This window comes from Microbacterium sp. HA-8 (assembly GCF_046111165.1).
GTDB lineage: Bacteria > Actinomycetota > Actinomycetes > Actinomycetales > Microbacteriaceae > Microbacterium.
This window is the reverse complement of sequence record NZ_CP162025.1, coordinates 2268788-2287685: the sequence shown is the minus strand read 5'-3', so window position 1 is coordinate 2287685 and position 18898 is coordinate 2268788. Positions and strand designations below refer to the sequence as shown.

Annotated in this window: 20 protein-coding genes; 10 read left to right on the top strand and 10 right to left on the bottom strand. The window is 68.9% G+C overall.

Features of this window, described 5'->3' with window-relative positions; genetic code table 11:
- Positions 1-32: 32 nt before the first annotated feature.
- Positions 33-809: an alpha/beta fold hydrolase gene (locus AB2L57_RS10945; protein WP_409047094.1), complete on the top strand. Its 777-nt coding sequence runs from the start codon at positions 33-35 to the stop codon at positions 807-809.
- A gap of 114 nt (positions 810-923) precedes the next feature.
- Positions 924-1184, top strand: coding sequence for a 30S ribosomal protein S20 (rpsT, locus tag AB2L57_RS10940; protein ID WP_292812175.1), 261 nt, complete (start codon positions 924-926; stop codon positions 1182-1184).
- An 84-nt stretch (positions 1185-1268) separates the two neighbouring features.
- Here rpsT and holA read toward each other — a convergent pair whose 3' ends face one another.
- From holA to pabB, 5 genes are all read right to left on the bottom strand, one after another.
- A complete protein-coding gene (gene holA / locus AB2L57_RS10935) occupies positions 1269-2309 on the bottom strand; it encodes a DNA polymerase III subunit delta (protein WP_292812177.1) in 1041 nt (346 codons plus the stop codon).
- 27 nt (positions 2310-2336) lie between these two features.
- Positions 2337-4670, bottom strand: coding sequence for a ComEC/Rec2 family competence protein (locus AB2L57_RS10930; RefSeq protein ID WP_409047093.1), 2334 nt, complete (start codon positions 4668-4670; stop codon positions 2337-2339).
- Complete coding sequence (locus AB2L57_RS10925; protein ID WP_292812181.1) at positions 4667-5320, bottom strand: helix-hairpin-helix domain-containing protein; 654 nt, start codon at positions 5318-5320, stop codon at positions 4667-4669. Before AB2L57_RS10925 ends, AB2L57_RS10930 begins: the two co-directional genes overlap by 4 nt.
- Before the next feature lie 92 nt (positions 5321-5412).
- Entirely contained in the window at positions 5413-7998 is a 2586-nt protein-coding gene (gene leuS, locus AB2L57_RS10920; protein WP_292812183.1) for a leucine--tRNA ligase, read from the bottom strand.
- Between the two features lie 77 nt (positions 7999-8075).
- Positions 8076-9404, bottom strand: coding sequence for an aminodeoxychorismate synthase component I (gene pabB, locus AB2L57_RS10915; RefSeq protein WP_292812185.1), 1329 nt, complete (start codon positions 9402-9404; stop codon positions 8076-8078).
- Between the two features lie 42 nt (positions 9405-9446).
- Here pabB and AB2L57_RS10910 point away from each other — a divergent pair, with 42 nt between their 5' ends.
- Complete coding sequence (locus AB2L57_RS10910) at positions 9447-10112, top strand: DedA family protein (protein WP_292812187.1); 666 nt, start codon at positions 9447-9449, stop codon at positions 10110-10112.
- 5 nt (positions 10113-10117) lie between these two features.
- Positions 10118-11152, top strand: a complete 1035-nt coding sequence (locus AB2L57_RS10905; RefSeq protein WP_292812189.1) for an App1 family protein — start codon at positions 10118-10120, stop codon at positions 11150-11152.
- 109 nt (positions 11153-11261) lie between these two features.
- Here the strand turns inward: AB2L57_RS10905 and AB2L57_RS10900 are convergent, their stop codons facing one another.
- Positions 11262-11537 carry a type II toxin-antitoxin system RelE/ParE family toxin gene (locus AB2L57_RS10900; RefSeq protein WP_409047092.1) on the bottom strand — a complete coding sequence of 92 codons (276 nt, stop codon included), beginning with the start codon at positions 11535-11537 and terminating at the stop codon, positions 11262-11264.
- Positions 11534-11803 carry an antitoxin of toxin-antitoxin stability system gene (locus AB2L57_RS10895; RefSeq protein ID WP_409047091.1) on the bottom strand — a complete coding sequence of 90 codons (270 nt, stop codon included), beginning with the start codon at positions 11801-11803 and terminating at the stop codon, positions 11534-11536. Before AB2L57_RS10895 ends, AB2L57_RS10900 begins: the two co-directional genes overlap by 4 nt.
- A gap of 91 nt (positions 11804-11894) precedes the next feature.
- Between AB2L57_RS10895 and AB2L57_RS10890 the strand changes: the two genes are divergently transcribed.
- Together AB2L57_RS10890 and AB2L57_RS10885 are read left to right on the top strand one after the other, a co-directional pair.
- On the top strand, positions 11895-12533 hold the full coding sequence (locus AB2L57_RS10890) for an SOS response-associated peptidase family protein (protein WP_409047090.1): 639 nt from the start codon (positions 11895-11897) through the stop codon (positions 12531-12533).
- Between the two features lie 267 nt (positions 12534-12800).
- Entirely contained in the window at positions 12801-13265 is a 465-nt protein-coding gene (locus tag AB2L57_RS10885) for a hypothetical protein (RefSeq protein ID WP_409047089.1), read from the top strand.
- Between the two features lie 60 nt (positions 13266-13325).
- On the opposite strand, the gene AB2L57_RS10880 is transcribed toward AB2L57_RS10885, so the two are convergent.
- The 3 genes from AB2L57_RS10880 to AB2L57_RS10870 form a co-directional block, all read right to left on the bottom strand.
- Entirely contained in the window at positions 13326-13688 is a 363-nt protein-coding gene (locus tag AB2L57_RS10880) for a hypothetical protein (protein ID WP_409047088.1), read from the bottom strand.
- Entirely contained in the window at positions 13685-14230 is a 546-nt protein-coding gene (locus AB2L57_RS10875) for a uracil-DNA glycosylase family protein (RefSeq protein WP_409047087.1), read from the bottom strand. Before AB2L57_RS10875 ends, AB2L57_RS10880 begins: the two co-directional genes overlap by 4 nt.
- 286 nt (positions 14231-14516) lie before the next feature.
- Complete coding sequence (locus AB2L57_RS10870) at positions 14517-15176, bottom strand: hypothetical protein (RefSeq protein ID WP_409047086.1); 660 nt, start codon at positions 15174-15176, stop codon at positions 14517-14519.
- Positions 15177-15268: 92 nt separating this feature from the next.
- On the opposite strand from AB2L57_RS10870, the gene AB2L57_RS10865 reads away from it, so the two are divergent.
- From AB2L57_RS10865 to AB2L57_RS10850, 4 genes are all read left to right on the top strand, one after another.
- Positions 15269-16384: a tyrosine-type recombinase/integrase gene (locus AB2L57_RS10865; RefSeq protein ID WP_409047085.1), complete on the top strand. Its 1116-nt coding sequence runs from the start codon at positions 15269-15271 to the stop codon at positions 16382-16384.
- Positions 16374-16733 (top strand): helix-turn-helix domain-containing protein, encoded by a 360-nt coding sequence (locus AB2L57_RS10860; RefSeq protein WP_409047084.1) that lies wholly within the window; start codon positions 16374-16376, stop codon positions 16731-16733. The genes AB2L57_RS10865 and AB2L57_RS10860 overlap by 11 nt, the downstream gene beginning before the upstream one ends.
- Positions 16734-17116: 383 nt before the next feature.
- Complete coding sequence (locus AB2L57_RS10855) at positions 17117-18172, top strand: hypothetical protein (protein ID WP_409047083.1); 1056 nt, start codon at positions 17117-17119, stop codon at positions 18170-18172.
- The gene (locus AB2L57_RS10850) at positions 18172-18885 is read left to right on the top strand and encodes an SOS response-associated peptidase (protein ID WP_409047082.1); all 714 of its coding nucleotides are present in this window, start codon (positions 18172-18174) and stop codon (positions 18883-18885) included. The genes AB2L57_RS10855 and AB2L57_RS10850 overlap by 1 nt, the downstream gene beginning before the upstream one ends.
- Positions 18886-18898: the final 13 nt, after the last annotated feature.

The following is an 18898-nucleotide window of genomic DNA, read 5'->3' as shown; positions in this document are numbered from 1 at the left end:
CCCGCTGCACCGGCGAAAGTTAGGCTGGACGTATGGCTGTTCAGGTCGTCCTCGTGCACGGGATCCGCACCTCGGCGACGATGTGGCGGGCCCAGCGTGCGCACCTGGACGGTCGCGACATCGCGGCGACCGCGATCGATCTTCCGGGGCACGGAACCCGCATGGGCGAGACCTTCACGCTCGAGGGTGCGTTCGAGACCATCGACACGGCCGTGCGCACGGCAGCCGAACGCGGTCCCGTCGTGCTGGCAGCGCATTCGATGGGCGGGCTGATCAGCTGCGAGTATGTCGGCGCGCCCGACCCGCCGCCCGTCGCGGCCTTCGTCGCCGCCTCCTGCACGGCGATCCCCCGGGGCGTAGGGCTTGCCACCTACCGCGCGCTGGCGAGACGCTTCGACAGCCTGCCCGATCGCGGCATGCGGCTCACGGAGATGGTCCTGGCCCGGACCCTGCCGGATGAGACCCGATCCGACTTCGGCGCCGGCGGGTACGCGTTCGACGCGCAGGACATCGCGCTGCGCTCGCTGTCGATGCTCGACCTCATGCACGCCCTGCGGCACATCCGTGTGCCGACCTGGTTCGTGAACGGTCAGTTCGACCAGCTGCGCGCGAATGAGCGACTGTTCCAGCGTCTCGTCCCGCATGCCGAGCTCATCGTGGTTCCCCGCACCAGCCACCTCGTCACCGCCATGCGGCCGCGCGTGTTCAACGCGGTCCTCGATCTCGCGATCGCCACCGTCGGCGCCGCCCCTGCCCCCGACACCGACCCTGCCCGGGCGCGCGCGGGCGCCGAGCCGTCGACCTGCTAGACTCTTTGATTGGCTTGCGTGTGGGTCTCACTCCCCTCACGACCGCCGTTCGGCATCCCTCTCTCGCCGTCGGCATTTCATCCAGGCAGACACCTAACGGAAAGACCCCGACACGTGGCAAACATCAAGTCGCAGATCAAGCGCAACAAGACCAACGAGAAGGCGCACGAGCGCAACAAGGCCGTCAAGAGCGAGCTGCGCACCGCCGTGCGTCGCACCCGCGAGGCCGTCGCCGCGGGCGACAAGGCCGCCGCCGAGACCGCTCTCGGCACCGCGACCAAGAAGCTCGACAAGGCCGTCAGCAAGGGCGTCATCCACAGCAACCAGGCCGCGAACCGCAAGTCGGCGATCGCCAAGCAGGTTTCGTCGCTCTGACGCACCCCGCTCGACGACGAAGGTCCGCTCCCCTGCCGGGTGGCGGACCTTCGTCGTTGAGGGCGGGCGCGGTCCGCGGCGCGATCACGATGCGAACGGCGCCCGCGTGGCGATGACGGTCACGAGACGCTCGAGCGCGAACACCGGATCGCGCGAGGCGCCCTTGACTTCGGCGTCGGCGCGTGCCGCGGCCTGAATGGCGATGCCCAGCTGATCGTCGTTCCACCCGATCAGGTCGCGCCGGGCTCGATCGACCTGCCAGTCCTTCATGCCCAGGCGCGCCGCGAGCTGCGCGGAGGACTCCCTCGTTCCCGCCACCCGCGCCATGCCCCGCAGCTTCATCGCGATCGCGGCGACCATCGGCACCGGATCCGAGCCGGAAGCGAGGGCGTGGCGGAGGGCGACCAAAGCCTCGCCGTAACGCCCCGCGATCGCCGTGTCGGCGACCGTGAAGGCGGATGTCTCGACGCGCCCGCCGTAGTAGCGCCGGACGATCTGCTCGGTGATGTCGCCGTCGACATCGGCGATGAGCTGCTGGCACGCCGCGGCGAGCTCGGTGAGGTCGTCGGCGAAGGCCGATGTGAGCGCGCGCAATGCCGGCGGGGCGATGCGACGCCCCGCCGCCTGGAACTCGCCCGCCGCGAAGTCGAACCGGTCGGAATCGCGCTTGACGGCGGGACACGCGATCTCGACGCCACCGCCCTGGCCCCCGCGGATCGCCTCGAGCAGCTTCTTGCCCCGCACGCTCGCTCCCGTGTGACGCAGGACGATCGTCGCGCCCTCCTGCGGCTGGGCGAGATAGGACAGCGCCTCGGCGAGGAACTCGTCCGTGCACCTCTCGACGCCCGAGATGCGCACCAGGCGGGGCTCACCGAACAGTGACGGGGACGAGACCGCCAGCAGTGTGCCGGGGGCGTAGGCATCGGCGCGTACGTCGGTGACCTCGAGGGAGGGGTCTTCGGCTTTGAGATAGTCGCGCAGCCCGGCGATCGCCCGCTCGGCGCAAACCTCTTCGGGACCCGACACCAACACGAGCGGCGCGGGCTCGGGGCGTCGCCACGACAGCTGCGGGATGCTGCTGCGCGCCGCCGGTCTGGCGGGCGCGCGACGGGGTTTCGTGGCCATGGCAACAGCCTAACGAGCGCGCCGACATCAGCCGCGGGGATGCTGTCGCCACACGCGCAGCTCGCCCTCCTCGCTGCCGACGAGCACGAGGCCGTCGGTGTCGCTGCGTCCGATGGACATCCCCTCATCGGACAGCATCGTCAGCAACGTCGCACGTGGATGCCCGTAGTCGTTGTCTGCGCCGACGCCGATGAGGGCGACGCGGGCATCGAGGGTGCGGTAGAGCTCCGGAGCCTGGTCCGCGCTGCCGTGATGGGCGACCTTGACGACGTCGAAGGCGCCCCGGACCGAGCCTTGCGCCATCAGCGCCCGCTGCGCGGATTCGGAGAGGTCCCCGAGCAGCAGGGTGCGCGGCACTGCACCCCCGGCCGCGCCGATCTCGAGGACGACACTCGAGTCGTTGCCGGCGTCGAACCCCGCGCCGGCCGCGCGCGGCCAATGCACGCGCCAGCGCTCCGCGCCGACCGTGCCCGTCATCCCGGCTGTGCCCGCCACCAGGTGTGCACCTCCCCCCGCCAGCCGTCGCAGGACGGCGTCGGCCTCGGCATCCGCCGCCGGTCCGTGCATGACTGTGCCCACCCGCCCGCGCAGGATGTCGGCGGCGCCGACATGGTCGGCGTCGAAGTGCGTCAGCACCAAGAGGTCGACGCTCGCGATCCCGAGCGTCGACAGGCAGGCGTGCAGCGCGTCGGGCTCCGGACCGGTGTCGACGAGCATCGTCACGTCGCCGGAGCGCACGAGGACGGCATCCCCCTGCCCCACATCGCACTGCGCGATGCTCCACGTCTGCGGTGCTCTCAGCGTCGAGAGCGGCCCGGAGAGCACGGCATGACCCGCTCCGGCCCCGAGAAGCGCGGCAAGGGCCAGCGCCGAGGCCACCCGGGGCACCCGCCACCGCGCGCCGCCCGTGCCGAGCACCAGTGCGACCGCCGCTCCCGCCGCGAGCAGGGCGAGTGCCCCACCGATTCCCTCGAGCCACGGCGCGCGAGCCCCGGGCAGCACCGCGAACGTCTCGGCGACGCCCGCGATCCAGGCCGCGGGGACCCACGCGACCCAGGCGAGAGCCTGCGCCACGGGCGGCAGCATCTGCACCAGGCACGCCGCGAGACCGAGCACCGTGGCGGCGGGGGCCGCGGGCCCGGCGATCATGTTCGCCACGACGCCGTACAGCGGCACCGCCGGGTCGATGAGGATGAGCAGCGGCCCGCACGCGAGCTGGGCAGCCAGCGGAACGGCCACGGCCGCGGCGACCGCGCCCGGCATGATACGCGCGAGGCCGCGGGTGAGCGGCCGCGTGAGCAGCAGCAGGCCCGCCGTCGCGGCGACCGAGAGCGCGAACCCCAGCGTCGCGGCGAGCCACGGATCGGCGATGAGCGCGACGATGACGGCGACCGCGAGCACCCCCATTCCTCGGACGGGGCGATCGAGAGCGAGCGCGATGAGGGCGATCGCCGCCATCGTGGCGGCGCGCAGCACGCTGGGCTCGGGGGTGACCAGAACGACGAAGCCGCCGAGGCAGACCAGCGCGGTCGCGATGCGTGCGGGCCGCGGCAGCCGGCACGCCGATGCCGCGGCGTAGGCCAGCGCGACGACGATGGCGCAGTTCGCGCCCGAGACCGCGGTGAGGTGGCTGAGCGAGCTCGCCTTCATCGAGGCATCCAGGTCGTCGGTGACCGCCGACGTGTCGCCGACCGCGAGCCCCGGCAGGAGGTCGCCGCCCGCCCCGGGCAGGGTCGCCGCGACCGCGAGGAACCCCTGCCGCAACGCCGCCGCCTCCGACAGCAGAGTGGGTGGGGGATGCCGCACCTCGACCCCGCGCGACGCGAAGACGACCAGCACCGATCGGTCGCCCGCATCCGCCGCGCGCGCCGTGCCCGTGACGACGACCTCGCTGCCGAGGTCCAGCCCCGCGAGCACGTCGCCCGGGGCCACGCGGACGGTGACCGGCGCGGCGATGGTCTGCATGACGGGGCCCGTGTGCACGGAGTGCGCGTCGAGGTCGAACCGCAGGCCCACGGCCGAGCGCTCGATCTTCGAGGAGACGACGCCGGAGACCGAGAGCGCGCGCCCGCCGTCGACGGCGAGGTCGCCCGCGCGCGCCCGTGCGGGTTCGGCGAGGGCGACGTGTCCGGCGACGGCCCCCGCGAGCGCGAGCACGATGGCGGTCGTCGCGAGCAGGGACCGCCGGCGACCCGCGCGGCGCAACAGCAACCCGCTCAGCAGCAGCGCCGCCGTGAAGGCCGACAGACAGGCGATCCCCGCCGGCGCCGGGACATGGATCACCACGAGCGCCGTCGTCCAGACGCCCGCGGCAGCGGTCAGAATCGCCCCGACGGCGGGCACACGGGTCTCGGCGGTCATACCCGCACCAGCGGGCGCAGGCTCTCGAGCATCTTGTCTCCGATGCCCGGCACGGCGAGCAGGTCCTCGACGCTCGTGAAACGGCCGTTCGTCTCGCGCCAGTCGATGATGCGCTGGGCGATGGCGGGTCCCACGCGCGGAAGCGTGTCGAGCGACGCGAGATCGGCGGTGTTCAGATCGATGAGCCCGTCGGCTGGGGCGGAGACCGACCCGCCCGCTCCGGGAACGACGCCGAGCTCGTTCGCGCCTTCGACCGGGACGACGAGCTGCTCGCCATCGCTCAGCGCCCGCGCGAGGTTGACGGCGTCTCGATCCGCATCATCGGCGAACCCCGCGGCGGCGGCGATCGCGTCGACGACGCGCGCACTCCCGTCGAGCCGGTAGAGCCCGGGTTCGCGGACGGCACCCGAGACGTGCACGTATAGCGCGGCGGGATCGACGCGCGCCGCGGGGGCGGTCGGCGCGATCGTCTCGGGAGCCGCCGTCGAGGAGCGGAGGACCGCCACCGCGACGGTCGCACCCAGCGCCAGCACGATGACGACGAGGACGGCGCCGACCGTCAGCCGCACCCTCGCGGGCGCGCGCCGGTAGGCCGGCCCTGCGTCGGGGATCGATGCGTCGGGGAGCACGGTGGGCGGCTCGGCGGGCATCGCCCCACGCTAGGGGCGGGGTCGATGACGGCCGCGACGCGTCGCACGGATGCCGGCATCCCGTCCGCGAGGGACCGGCTGGGGAGGAGAGGTCAGGCGGGACGCGTGGAGATCGAGACGACCTTGGGCGCGCGCACGATGACCTTCGCGATCGCCCGGTCGCCGAGCGAGCGGACCACACGCGCGTCACCGCGGGCCAGGGACTCGAGCTCGTCGGCACCGATGCGAGCGGGCACGTCGAGCGTCGCCCGCACCTTGCCGTCGATCTGCACGACGGCGGTCACGTTCTCCTCGACCAGTAGAGTCGGGTCGGGCTGGCGCCACGGCACGAGTCCGACGAAAGGCTCGTACCCGAGCATCTCCCACATCTCTTCGGCCGTGTGCGGGGCGAAGAGATCGAGCACCATCGCGATGACCTCGGCCGACTCGCGCACGGCGGGGTCGGCGGGCCCCGCACCCGAGTCGATCGCCTTGCGGGTCGCGTTGACGAGCTCCATCAGGCGGGCGATCACGACGTTGAACTTGGTCTGCTCGACCAGGCCGGGTGCGTCGGCGAGCAGGCGGTGGGTGACCCGGCGCAGCGCCGGGTCACCCTCGGCCCAGATCACGTCGGGCTCGCTGACGACATCGTGGGCGATGCGCCACGCGCGCGCCAGGAACTTCTGCGCACCGGTGGTCGAGACATCCTCCCACTCGATATCGTCCTCGACGGGGCCCGCGAAGGCGATGGCCACGCGCACGGCGTCGGCGCCCGGCGACTGCATGCTCGCCGCGAACTCGACGAGGTTGCCCTTGCTCTTGGACATCTTCGAACCGCCGAGCAGCACCATGCCCTGATTGATGAGGGTCGAGAACGGCTCGGTGAAATCGATCAGGCCCATGTCGAAGAGCACCTTGGTCAGGAACCGCGCGTACAGCAGGTGGAGGATGGCATGCTCCACCCCGCCGATGTATGAATCGACCGGGGCCCAGCGCGACGCCTCGCGCGGCGAGAACGCCTCGCCCGTGGCGTTCGGGGACAGGAAGCGCAGGAAGTACCACGAGCTGTCGACGAATGTGTCCATCGTGTCGGCGTCGCGCAGCGCCGGCTCACCCGTCGTCGGATCGACGGTCTGCACCCAGGAGGCGGCCGCACCGAGCGGGGACGTGCCCTTGGGTGTGAGATCCAGGCCGTCGACCTGCGGCAGGCGCACCGGCAGCTCGTCGGCGGGCACGGGGACGACCCGCCCGTCAGCGGTGTGGATCATGGGGATCGGTGTGCCCCAGAACCGCTGCCGCGAGATCAGCCAGTCCCGAAGGCGGTATGACTTGGCCGCGCGGCCGGTGCCGGTGCTTTCGAGCTGGTCGATGATGCGGGCGATCGCGGTGCGCTTGGACAGGCCATCGAGCGGGCCCGAGTTGATCATCCGCCCCTCGCCCGTCAGAGCCACTCCCGTGCGCGCGGGGTCGATGTCGGCCAGCGCATCGCCGTCGTCGCCCGGATCGATCGGATCGCCGTTCTCGTCGAGCTCGATCACCGGGATCGCGCCCGTGATCGGTGCCGTGGTGTCGACGACCACCGTCACCGGCAGGTCGAACGCGCGCGCGAAGTCGAGGTCGCGCTGATCGTGGGCGGGCACGGCCATGACGGCACCGTGGCCGTAGTCGGCCAGAACATAGTCGGCAGCCCAGATCGGCAGGCGGACGCCGTTGACCGGGTTGATCGCGTACCGCCCCAGGAAGACGCCCGTCTTGGGCCGATCCGTGCTCTGCCGCTCGATGTCGGTCGAGCGCTGCACGCCCTCGAGGTACTGCTGGAACCGCGCCTGCACATCCGCGTCCGCCCCGGCGGCGAGCTCGGCGGCGAGGTCGGAGTCGGGCGCGACGACGAAGAAGGTCGCCCCGTACAGCGTGTCGGGCCGGGTGGAGAAGACGGTGACCTTGTCGGGGTGCCCCTCGATCTCGAAATCGATGTCGGCCCCGACCGAGCGACCGATCCAGTTGCGCTGCATCTGGATGACCTTCTGCGGCCAGAATCCCTCGAGCTGGTTGAGGTCATCGAGCAGGCGGTCGGCGTAGTCGGTGATGCGCAGATACCACTGCGTGAGCTTCTTCTTGACCACCTCGTGGCCGCAGCGCTCGCAGCGACCGTCGACGACCTGCTCGTTGGCGAGCACCGTCTGGTCGTTCGGGCACCAGTTGACAGGGCTCTCCTTGCGGTACGCCAGGCCCCGCTCGTGCAGCTGCAGGAACAGCCACTGGTTCCAGCGGTAGTACTCCGGGTCACTGGTGTGCAGCACCCGGCTCCAGTCGTACGAGGTGCCGAAGGACTTCAGGCTCGTCTTCTGCTGCTCGATGTTGGCGTAGGTCCACTCGCGGGGGTCGGCCCCGCGCTGGATGGCCGCGTTCTCGGCGGGCAGGCCGAACGAATCCCAGCCGATCGGATTGAGCACGTTGTAGCCGCGGTGACGCCAGAACCGCGCCACGACGTCGACGTAGGCGTAGTTCTCCGCGTGACCCATGTGCATGTCGCCGGAGGGATAGGGGAACATGCCGAGCACGTACTTGCGGGGCCGCGTGTCGGCGTCGCCGCCGGCGCGGAACGGATCTTCGCTGGCCCACGCCGCCTGCCACTTCGCCTGGATCGCGGCGGGGTCGTACGGCCGGCCGTCGGCGTACGCGGTGTCAGTGGAAGCCATTTGAGACACGGAGAACCAATCGTGCGGGGGGTGGTGGTGCGCGAAGGCGCTCTTTCCAGGTTACCGGACGGCCGATCTCACCAGCCGGGGGGAAGCGTCGCCCCCAGCACCGCAAGCGGGGCTCGCGCCTTCACCCCCACCTCTCGCACCTCTTCGGCGGCGACGGAGGACCACGTGATCCCTCCCCCGGCGCCGACGACGGCGCGGCCCGCGCTCATGACGATCGTGCGGATCACCATCGCCAGCTCGACCGTCCCGTCCGCACCCACCCAGCCGAAGCATCCGGCGTAGACCCCGCGCGGAGCGCCCTCGAGTGCGTGCAGGATGCCCATCGCCGAGAGCTTGGGCGCTCCCGTCATCGATCCGGCCGGGAACGCCCTGTCGACGAGGTCGCCGAGCACAGCCCCGCGGCGCAGATGCCCCGACACCGTGCTGACCAGCTGGTGCACATGCGGGTACGACTCGATCGCGAGCAGCGCATCCACGCGCACGGTGCCGATCTCGCACAGGCGCGCGAGGTCGTTGCGCATGAGGTCGACGATCATGACGTTCTCCGCACGTTCCTTCTCGCTCGCCAGGAGTTCTTCCGCCAGGGCGGCGTCGGCGGCGGGGTCGGCCGCCCGCGGGCGGGTGCCCTTGATAGGGCGTGTGCGGACGATGCCCGACCGCACCGTCACGAACTCCTCGGGACTCGCGCTGAGCAGACTCACGTCCCCGATCCGCACGAATCCGCCGTGGGGTGCGGGGCTCCCCCCGCGCAGGCGGCGATACACGTCGGTGGGACGCTCCCCGGTCTCGACCTCGAATCGTGTCGTCAGGCACAGCTGATACGCGTCACCGCGGCGGATGGCGTCGCGGCACCGTCCGATCAGTGCGGCGTACTCGTCGGGCGCATGCCGCGACACCGCGGCGCGGGGCGCGGCGGGCGCGGGCGGGCGCGCTGGTTCGGCGGCGAGCATCCGTGCCACCTCGTCTGCCCACTCCCCGACCGTGTCGGGGGCTGCGACCGCCCACGCGGCACCGTCGGCGTGCCGGATCGACACCCAGCATCCCGCCTCGACGAACGCGCTCGCCCCTGCGGCGCTCTCGGTGTGCACGGGGGCACCGGTGCGGGCGGCGCCGTCCTCGTAGGCGAACCAGCCCACCCAGCCCCCTCGGAAGGGTCCCGCCGGCCAGGGGTCGCTCACAGTCGCCGCGCCGGGAACGGGCGCCTGGGCGAGCGGCACCGCCCGCAGATCGTCGATCGCGGCCCGCCGGGCGCCGATTCCGATCACGCTCCACCCGGTGCCGCCGGGGGCAGCCCCCTCGAGCCAGAACACATCGGGATGCTGTCGCTCGATCGCCGCGAACAGGCGCACCGCGTCGGGGGCGCGGTCTATCGGCTCGGCGACGAGGACGTGGGACACGTTCCCAGGCTACTGACGAGGGCAGCACCCTAGGCTCGAAGAGTGAACGAGTTCCTCACGTGGCTGCTCGACGGAGTGCAGGAGGTCGACGCCGTCGCCCGCACGCTGCTCGCAGGTGTCGCGGTCATGCTCGAGACGAGCATCCTGGTCGGACTCATCGTTCCCGGCGACACGATCGTCATCGTCGCGGCGACCGCGGTGGGCAGTCCTCTCGAGGGCGTGCTGCTGGGCATCGCCGTCGTCATCGGCGCGCTCGTGGGCGAGAGCATCGGCTTCTGGCTGGGGCGCTGGCTCGGTCCCAAGATCCGGGTCTCGCGCCTGGGCCGGCGCCTGGGCGAGGCGAACTGGGCGCGCTCCGAGCGGTACCTGCGCCGTCGAGGCGGACCCGCCATCTTCCTCTCCCGCTTCCTGCCGGTGCTGCACTCGCTCGTGCCGCTGACGGTGGGGATGAGCGGGTTCCGCTACGGGAGATTCCTCGCCTGGACGGCCCCGGCCTGCGTCCTGTGGGCGACGTTGTACGTCTCGGTCGCGGCCGCCGCGGCGGGCACGTATCGCGAGCTCGCCGACACCGTGCACTTCGCGGGATACATCTTCGTCGGCATCATCGTCCTCTTCCTTCTGCTGGCGTTCGCGGGCAAGAAGTTCATCGAGCGGATCGAGCGGCGCCACCTGCACGACGACGAGCCCCGGGTGGACGTGGAAGACTGAGGGCGATGCCCACGTCAGCACAGGCTCCCGAGACCCCCGCGAAGATCCTCTGGTTCGCGCGCCTCGAGCGGCGCTTCCATGCCTGGCGCGAGCGCCGTGCGCGCAGGCGCGGGATGACCGCCTCGGTAACACCGTTTCCGGGGTACGGCGGCGAGAGCTGGGTCCGGGTCGCCGGACGGGTCCTGATCGTGCGGCCTCCCCAGCGCACCGCGTCGGGCGAGTTCGAGAGCGTGCGCGGATGGCGCAGCTTCGTGGGCATCCCCGTCGGCTTCGCGCAGGTCTCGGTGACCGTCGGCGACCGCACGGTCGACGTCGTCGCCGACCGTGGCGGCGTGGTCGACACCGTCATCGAGGCCGACCTCGAACCCGGATGGCAGAGCGTGCACCTCTCCGTCGAGGGCGGGCCTGCCGTCGAGACCCGCGTGTTCATCGTCGCCTCCGACGTCCGCTTCGGCGTGGTGTCCGACATCGACGACACCGTCATGGTCACCACCCTGCCCCGACCCCTGATCGCGGCATGGAACTCGTTCGTCGTCGACGAGCATGCGCGTCTGCCCGTTCCCGGCATGGCGGTGCTGCTCGAGCGGCTGGTGCGCGATCATCCCGCGTCGCCCATGATCTACCTCTCCACGGGGGCGTGGAACATCGCGCCGACCCTGACCCGCTTCCTCTCCCGCCACCTCTTCCCCACGGGAGCGATGCTTCTCACAGACTGGGGGCCGACGCACGATCGCTGGTTCCGCAGCGGCCGCGCGCACAAGGAGGCGAATCTGCGGCGGCTGGCGCGCGAGTTCCCGCAGGTCAGGTGGCTTCTCATCGGCGACGACGGCCAGCACGACGACGCCATCTACACCGAGTTCGCCCGGGAGTACCCCGATCAGGTCGCGGGCGTGGCCATCCGTCGACTCTCCGCGGCCGAGGCAGTGCTCGCCGGCGGACGCACGGCGGTCGATGACCACAGCGGATCGAGCGCCCCCTGGGTGACGGCCTCCGACGGGGCGGGGCTGCTGCGCCGACTCGAAGAGGTGGGCCTCGCCTGACCCCGCTGCCGCGATGTCGGCGGCCCCGCGTACGCTGGGCAGCATGTGCGGACGATTCGTCGTGGCCCGGGAAGCGCGAATTGTTCGGGCTTGATGCAACCTGTGCCGCCTACCGCGGCCAGAGCCGCGAGGTGTGGACGATCGCCAGGATCTGCACCTTGTCGTCGCTGAGTTCGTAGACGATCCGGTAGCTGTGGATCGGGAAGAGCTCGCGCGTGCCGGGGATCAGGCCGGGCCTCCCCAGCTCGGGGTAGTCGCCCAGCCCGCCGATGGCGTCGGCGAGATCGGCGTCGACGCGGATCGCGGCCGACGGGTTGTCTGCGGCGATGTACGCCCAGATCGCGTCGCGGTCGTCGAGCGCCTGCGGTGACCAGACGACCCTCATGCCGCGGAGGCGCGACGGGCGGCGTACTTGGCGTCGACCTCGGCGTTGTCGATACCCTCACCGGCCCGCAGCGACGCTCGCGCCGCAGACACCTTCTCCGCGAGGAACGCCTCGTACTCGCGGGCGCGGCGCTGGCTCTCGACGTACTCCCGCATCAACTCGCGCGCGACCTGGGATGCGGGGCGGTGCGCCGCGGCGGCCTCGGCCATGAAGTCGTCGCGCAGCCCCTCATCGAGCTTGAGCGTGAACACTGCGTCGAGTCCCATGAACCACCTCCGGTGTGAACCGCGTACATACGAAGTATAGTCCAGCCGTCGGCAACTCGCTGTGTCCGCAGCGGCGTCTACGCTGGGGCGCATGTGCGCGAGCTACGGGCTGGACCCCCGATTCGAGGATGACGACTTCGTCGAAGTGCTCGATGGTGAACTGCTACGGAGTCTCCGGGCTTGGGCGGAGCGGAACGCGAACGAGACGTTGCGCCCGACTGGCAAGAATCTGCGGAACCTGAATCCCATCTTCGTGGCGCGGGATGGTGCTCCTGCGCTCGAGCTCGGGTGGTGGGGCTATCTCGTCGACGGCGAGCCGGCCAAGTTCCCGTCGATCAACACGAGATCCGAGCGCGTGCTTCAGCGCCCCACGGCGCTGACTGGGCGTGCCATCGTGCCCGCCACTCGTTGGTTCGAGATGCAGAAGCCGAGTCGTACTTGGTACAGCTTCGGCCTCGATAGTCATGAGCTCCTCGGCCTCGCGGCCGTCACGCAGCGTGGACGTACAAGCGACGGCGCATCGTTCACTTGCTACTCGATTCTCATGCAGCCCGCGGTGGCGTCTCTTTCGGAGTTTCATGACCGGATGCCAGTGCTGATCCCGCCCGACTTGGCCGTCGATTGGTTGCAGAGCGTTGCACCACCATATGAGCTACTCGACGCCGCGATGGTGTCGTCCGGTTCCGTCACGAAAGATCTCGCAGCGGTCGCCGTGACCGATAGGCCTTGACTCCGCATCGCGACGACGATCAGTCGGCAATGAGCCGATACTCTGACGGTTGTGACTGATTCGGAACGCCCCTCCCTATTGCGGGATGCAACGGCGGCAGTCGCCTATACGCGGTGGTTGGCAGAGAACGGACTCGAAGACTCCGACGTGAACGCATGGCGTTTCGCCGCGGAGGGGGGAGCAACAGCCGAGCCGCGCGCATCTGCATCACTACCGGAAGCATCTCCGGTGGACGAGCGGCGACGGACCGCTAGATGGTGGATTCCGGTGACCATCGCGCTCTCCGCGGTTGCGATCGTCGTTGGCGCTCTTGTGTTCGCTATCGCGACCGCGCAGCACTGGACGAAGACCGACCAAGAGGAAGTCGCGCGCACTGTTCAGGTACCGGACGGGACGTGGCACGTCACCCTCGACGACAAAGACGTCTGTTACGTCGGGCAGAACTACTGGGACTGCATCGATGAGTACACGGATCAGTGGAACTTCGCCTGCGCCCAACGCACCCACGATGCGTCGTCGAGGGAGCTCTGCGAACAGTACTACGACGTAATCCAGGAGATGAAGAGTGACGCCGCTCGCGACGGAATCAGCGAAGTCAGCGGGCTCGTGCAATCGGGGCGCCTCTCGATTCGCGAGAACACGAAGAGTGAGCGGGTCGTTGACGTCCCAGAGCGGTCTCACGAAGCTGTCTGCTACCTGGGGTTCATTGGAGAGTGCCCGAGCGAACGATGATGCGGCTTCTCATGAGCGGAACCAGTGCCAAGCAGTGCGCCCGCTGGTCCCTCGCGCGGGCTACGGAAGCTCGCAGTGCGCCTGATAGCGGCCACCCTGCGAGGGGAACATGGCCTCGAACTCACGCGCATAAGTTGAATGAGCGTGAGTCCACTCCGAGTCGATGTGGACCATCCCCTGCGTCGTCGTGTATACGCGAGCATCCAGCGGATAGGTGCCTGGCCACTGCCCGACGATCACAACGAGTTCGCCGTCACCAAGCACACCCTCAGGTCGTTCTCCCTGCCAGATGCATTCGTATCTGCCGGCGGGGAACGTGAGCGCGTTCGAGATCACGATCGCCACACCGATCGCGGCGACAATCCACACCCACGGGCGTCGCCACCACTGCTTCGAGGCCGGTCGCACCGAGTCCGTGCTCAACTGACACTCCAATCCACATGACGCGGTCCAAGGAACGTGTTGATAGCAACGAATGGCTCAGCTGGGTCGCGCGGACCGGGCCACGGTGGCCGGCTCGGATGCTTGGTCCGGACTACCTGTTCCGGAGGCAAGTTGCCGAGAACCGGCTTGGCTACCTTCCAGGCATCGCCGCCAAGGACAAGAAAGGCGGGCCGCACTGCAAGTGCCGCGCAATGCGCAAGCACTGCACGGGAGAAGTCGCGAAGTGAGTTCTGGAGGGATAGATCGATGGGCGCATCGGTGTAGACGAGCGATGCGTTCAGCAGGAGCACGCCACGCCTTGCCCACACCTCAAGATCGGCGCCGCACGGAGCCGCTGTCTGCAAGCCGCTTCGCCGCAGGTTCCAGAGCAACGGAGCCAGGGACGGCTGCGGCCACAGACCGGCGGAAGAGAACGCCAGCCCGTCGGCGACTCCGCGCCGCGACGGGTTGGGATCAGGGTGAGCCTGCGGGTATGGATCCTGCCCGAGAATCACCACGCGGACCTCGTCGGGCGATGTCAAGTGAAGGGCTCTGAAGACGAGTCCTCGGTCAGGGGCGGCGAACGACCAGGCCCCTCCTGGAGGCGGTGGCGAGAGCACTCGGTCCAGGCCGTCGTAGAGCAGGTCGAGCTGGGCACTACCGAACAAGCGCGCTCCTAGCGCTTTCCGCCAACTCTCTGGCAGCCCCCCGCAGCTCATGGTGCGAGCCTATCGGCTCCTCAGAATCCGCAGCCTTCACCGGTCGCGAGCTGTGCTGATTGTGCTCATCCACAACGTCAACCGATGCATCGCGAGATCGCGTTGCTGGCTAGGGCCAGATCTCAAGCGCACCTGGATCCCGCATCTCCATCTGAGCGACGACGCCCTCGTAGAGGTAGATCTCGCCGCTCCCGCAAACGGTGGCGCCGGTTTCGATCGGTTCGAGGTAAATGTCCCAGAAGATGAACGTGAACCGATCGGCGGAAGGATAGTCCCGTCCAACGTTGACGAAGGTGCCGTCGTCAGTGTCTCTCACGCTCATGAGCGGGCCGCACACGCGTTGCACGGTTCCCGCATGCTCCCGTGCGTGATCCCATCCGAGGCCGCCGTCCGGCCACTCCGGGTCGGCCGCAGCCTCGGCCTGACCGAAGCTGCACCGTCCATCCTGCTCGAGAAGCGCAACCGACTCCTCCCTCACCCCGTAGCCGATGAGCTCATCGCAGGAGTCGATGCTGAACGCGCTGTCGGCGGAGTTGGAGAGGTAGTCGACAGCAATCTCGTACTCGTCGGAGCAGCTGTCGCTCAAAGTTTGCATGGTGGAGTCGATGTCGCCCGTGCCGGATCGCTCGTATGCGATCGCCCCCGCGAGCAGCTGCGAGCAAGAGGCGGCCTGCGTGGAGGAGCTCGACACCGAGGTGCACGCCGTCGTGGACACGACCGTGGCGATAGCAACGAGCGCAACGCCCATCTTCCGCCATCTGCCCTTCATGCTGCCAATCATCGCACCGACTTCGATCGGTACATCACAATGCTTCGTCTGATGTGTTGCATCATTGTGTCATCAACTGCAACACTTGGCTCGTGTCACTCGATCCGAAGCGACCTCGTGCGCTGATCCAGCTCGGTGCGAACGTCGTGCCGCTCGACGAACCCGCCTATGTGTTTCAGCACATGGTCGACGGGTGGGTCGATCAGCAACTCAGTCGCGGACTGCGGGAGAACACCGTGCGGCCGCGGGTCCGCATCCTCCAGCGGTTTCAGGAGTTCTGCGGCACCTATCCGTGGGAGTGGCGGCCCGGTGATCTCGAAGAGTTCACGGTTAGTGCGATGAGCGGGGCTCGCGCCAACACGAAAGCAACAATCCGCGGCTACCAGATCACGATCCGACTGTTCTGCGAGTACCTCATTGACGCCAGCTACGGCTGGACTGCCACGTGCGACGCGCGTTTCGGGGCGGCTCCGCAACAGATCTGCAGCGACTGGAACACGATTGCGCACCTCGTCGAATATGAGGGGCGTCCGCAACGACGGGCCTTGAGCAGCGACGAGCTCGAGCGCTTCTTCGACGCCGCGGATGCTCGTGTCGACTCGATCATCCGGGCAGGGAAGAAGGGAAGCTTCGCCGCACTCCGCGACACGCAGATCTTCAAGACGATCTACGCATACGGTCTGCGCCGCGCCGAAGTCGTCGGACTCGATATCGCTGACCTCCGGCCCAATGCATCCGCGCCCCGCTTCGGAACGTACGGTGCGCTCAACGTGCGCTGGGGCAAGGGCACCCGCGGCTCGGGTCCGCGCCGACGGACTGTGCTCACCGTGCCGGAGTTCGACTGGGCCGTCGAAGGTCTCGCGCAATGGGCCGAGGTCGCCCGCTCGCGCATGCTCGGAGACTGGGAGATGGAAACTCTCTGGCCGACGGAGCGCCGCACACGAGTGTCCGTCCGGTACCTGGATCTGCGATTCGCCGAGCTCCGCGAGCAAGTCGGGCTCCCTCCGGAGCTGACCCTGCACGCCCTGCGCCACACCTACGTCACGAACCTCATCGAGTGGGGCTACAGCGAGAAGTTCGTGCAGGACCAAGTCGGCCACGCCTACGCATCCACGACCGCGATCTACACGTCCGTCGGCGATGACTACAAGAACCGCGTGCTGGCACAGGCGCTCTCGAGAATCTACGGAGAACAGAGTGAACACTGAACAACAGAGCGCGCATATCGAATGGAAGCTCCGCACCCTGATGGCGCAAGAAGGGATGTTCCAGACGACCGATCTGATCGCTCCGCTCAAGGCACAGGGCGTGCAGCTGTCCCGCGAGCAGGTGTTCCGGCTCGTCACGCGCATACCCGAGCGGCTCAACATCGAGGTGTTCGCTGCACTCTGCCGGATCTTCGACTGCTCCCCGAGCGATCTCATCGTCGTGAAGACCGCCGCCGCAACCGCACCAGTGGCCGTCAACCAGGCGCGGCCCGGCGGGCAGCAGCAGATCGGAGACCTACGGCCCGTCCGCGCGCGCATCCGACGGCCGGACCCGACGAGCAACACGTGATCGCGCCGCGGGACGGCGAACGATGCGACCGCTGCCACCGCCACGTCGCGGCGCGATACCAGCTCCTCGGCGGGCACATCTGCAACGCTTGCTATTCTCGCCTCCGTCGCCACCCGGGTACTTGCCCCGGCTGCGATGACACGAGAGTTCTCGCCTTCCTCGACGACTTCGGACGAGCCATCTGCGCCGGATGCGCAGGTCAACCCGGACGATTTGGGTGCGAACGCTGCGGCAGCGAGGAGCTCCTGACCGGCTCGCACTGCGGACGTTGCCGCCTCGACGAGCGCCTCCAAGACCTACTCGCCGACGGTGACGGGGTCATCAAACCGCCCTTCGATGCCTTGCACATCTTTCTGACTTCGGCGGAACTTGACCCTCGGTCGGTGGTCCGCTGGCTGCGACAGGAACCCATCGGCCAGGCACTCAGCGACATGTCGAAGGGAAGGATCGAACTCTCCCACGATGCCTTGCTTTCCCTCGCGCCCAGCCGGCGAGTTACCTACCTGCGCCGCATACTCGTGGAGAGCGGTGTGCTGCCGCCCGTCGACATCTTGCTGAGCAACCTCGGCGCATTCGTCCATGAGTTCGCCGCCTCGCTCCCAGCCACACACGGTTCGCTCATCCGCCAGTACTACCGCTGGCATGTTCTCCCCACGGTCCAACGGCGAGCAGGCGGCAACGCCATGAGTCGCGGTTCTTACGACGCGCGACGCAGCGAACTGAGGAAGATCGCCGCATTCCTCTCCTGGCTTGAACAGCACGGCACAACCCTCGAAGCACTCGGTCAGCAAACGATCGATCACTACGCCGTTGAGAACTCGTCTCCCGAGATCGTGCATCCGTTCCTCCGATGGGCCATGACACGCGGCACCGCGCCCGCTGTTCGCATTGACAGACGGTCACATCCTCCTGTCCCAAGTCTTCAAGACGAGGAGGAGATCTGGGCACTCACCGAACGGCTCCTCACCGACACGAGCATCGAACTCACGATCCGCATCATCGGTCTATTCGTTCTGCTCTTCGCACAGCAAGTGGTTCGAGTCGCGAGCTTGACCCGCGACCATGTCGTCGTGGACGGGGTTGCCGTTGCTGTCCAATTCGCAACCACGCCCGTTGTCCTTCCCCGACAACTCGCGAACCTCGTTATCGAGCATCTTGCCACCCGGTCCAGACGGGGATTCGCTAACGGCGAGTCCGAGTGGGTCTTCGAGGGCCTGCACCCTGGTCAGCCCATCACTCCTGCCTACGTGCTCCACTGCTTCCGCGCGATCGGGCTCCCAGCTCTTACCGCGCGCTCGACACGTCTCGACCTGCTCGCCCAGACTCTCTCCGCATCGGTAGTCGCGGACACCATCGGGGTGAACACGATCACTGCGTCGCTACGACGCGGCAGAGCCGGCGGGACATGGTCCGAGTATCCGACGCTGCGCGCCGAATAGTGCAGGATCGAACGTTTCTCTCCACCAGTACGGCGGCAGATTTTGCGGAGTTCCTCGACGTCGACACCGTGGCCGACGACCTGCCCGAGCCCTCCTACAACGTCGCCCCGACCGATCGGGTGGCGATCGTGCTCGACTCGATCAAGACCGAGCCGCCCACCCGTCGCCTCGAGGCGGCCCGATGGGGGCTGGTCCCGGGATGGGCGAAAGACCCCTCGATCGGCGCGCGCGCCTTCAACGCCCGATCCGAAGAGGTCGAAGACAAGCCCATGTTCCGCAGCGCGCTCGAGAAGCGCCGTGCGATCGTTCCGACATCCGGCTACTACGAATGGAAGACGACGCCCGAGGGCAAGACACCCCACTTCATCCATCCCCAGGGTGACGAGCCGCTTCTGCTGGCGGGCCTCTACGAGTGGTGGCGCGACCCGGCGCGTACCGACACCGACCCTGCCCGGTGGATGCTGAGCTTCACGATCCTCACCCGCGACGCGGTCGGCCGGCTCGGCTCCATCCACGACCGCATGCCGCTGTTCGTCGACGAGGCGCACGCGGAGGCCTGGCTCGATCCCACCACCGAGAACGTCGGCGACGTCCTCGATGCCGCCATCGACGCCGCGCCGCGGGTCGCGGAGTCCCTCGACGACCGCGTCGTCGGACGTGCGGTCGGCAACGTGCGCAACAACGGGCCCGAACTCATCGAGTCGGCCGCCTGATCTCGGACGGCGC